Origin of the sequence: Tepidanaerobacter sp. GT38, assembly GCF_021991635.1 — a bacterium.
Lineage (GTDB): Bacteria > Bacillota > Thermosediminibacteria > Thermosediminibacterales > Tepidanaerobacteraceae > DTU063.
In genome coordinates, this window is the sequence record NZ_JAFFJA010000092.1 from 1 (window position 1) to 1,693 (window position 1,693).

1 protein-coding gene is annotated in these 1,693 nt (G+C 37.7%); it reads left to right on the forward strand.

Going from position 1 to position 1,693, the window contains the following annotated elements:
* The first annotated feature begins 115 nt into the window (after positions 1 to 115).
* Entirely contained in the window at positions 116 to 1,534 is a 1,419-nt protein-coding gene (locus JT739_RS11060) for an ISLre2 family transposase (RefSeq protein WP_237661183.1), read from the forward strand.
* The last annotated feature ends 159 nt before the right edge of the window (positions 1,535 to 1,693 follow it).

Here is a 1,693-nt window from a genome sequence, read left to right on the forward strand (position 1 = left end):
GATAGTGTAAAATTTTATTAGGCCAAAAAGCAGGAAAACGGCGGACGTACGTAGAAAAAAGACCTCACCATCCTCTCTCAGGATGAGTATAAAACTCAAGAAAGGTGAGGTCTATATGAACATAATTCAACATGTATATGAAAAATTCCTTCTAGCAGGAGAGAAAATCATAAAAACTCTAGATGGTGAAAATACTTTTCCTGTATTTGTAGAACAACTAGAGGAAATATTGAATGGACTGGAACGGGATATATGTACTGATGTATTAGAGGAAGTGGATAAAAAAATATATAGCGATAAACAGGAAAGAAAAGATTGGCGAGTGGTACAAAAAGACTGTGAGAGGACAATAGTAGGGACATTTGGGGAAATAACATACAAAAGAAGATACTATGAAAACAAAATAACGGGTGAGAAAGCATACCTGGTAGATAAAATAATGGGGATAGATAAGTACGAAAGAATAGACCTTAACCTTAGGGGAGACATATTAGACCTTTCAACGATGCTCTCCTACGAGAAAAGTATCCGTGAACTAAAAAGGGAAGGGGCCAACTGCAACATCAGCCGTCAGACAGTAATGAACACCATAAGAAAAACAGACAACCTTCAAACCTACGAAAAACCCAAGGAAAAAAAGAAAGCTGAAGTACTCTACATAGAAGCCGATGAAGACCATATACACCTGCAAGGCAGCAAAAAGTCAGGACAAGTAAAGCTGGTATATATCCATGAAGGCCTCAACAGCATAACAAAAAGCAGAAACAGCTTAATAAACGTCAAATACTTTGCCGGAGTCAGAGACGGGAAAGAAGAAATAGAAAAACTATGGATGCAAGTATGGTCATACATCAAAGAAGCATATGACGAAGACAGCATAAAGCACATATTCGTATCGGGAGATGGAGCAAAGTGGATAAAAGACAGTAAAGAATACCTTCCCAACGTCGTATACGTCCTTGACCTATTTCACCTTCAGAAATACATAACAGCCGCCCTAAAAGACGATAAAAAAACAAAAAGGGCATTACTAAAAGCCCTATTAAAACAGGATAGGGATAAAGCCAATGAAATACTAAACCAGAAACTGAAGGAACTCAACCTCCAGAACCCCGAAAATCCAATAACCAAATGCCAGAAATACATCAACAGCAACTGGGATGGTATACGTGCATATAGCATATACAAAGAACAACTCATAGGCTGCAGCGCAGAAAGCCACGTAAGCCATATACTTTCAGAAAGACTTTCCCGAGGCCCCATATCCTGGAGCGAACAAAGTGCCGATAAAATAGCCCAATTAAGAGCCATAAAGGCAAACGGCATCTCAATAAAAAAAGCCATCTTAAAACAGCGATATGATGCATTAAAACCCATAAAACTGCCAAAGCAAACCCTGTATAAAGAAAGACAAAAAATCAAGAAACTAAAGCAGGCAGCATCAGAGAAAATAATTCATCTACCCGTATTATCCTACAAAAAGACATTTACAAGCTTGGCAATAAAATCCCTATTATCCCAGAGCGTGATTTAAATGAGCGATTGACATATATTGAGCATTCCCTTTATCCCCATGTTTTAAAAACAGAAATCGAAGCTGGGATAATTACAAATAAACTTTAAAACCTGTAATACTATCCTGTGGAGCTTGTGGTGAGGCCTTTTAAACTAAAAAACCTAAAAATACTTGACG

Excerpts from the sequence above, each read along its gene's own strand:
- JT739_RS11060 (WP_237661183.1), top strand. The coding sequence starts at position 116 with ATGAACATAATTCAACATGTATATGAAAAATTCCTTCTAGCAGGAGAG.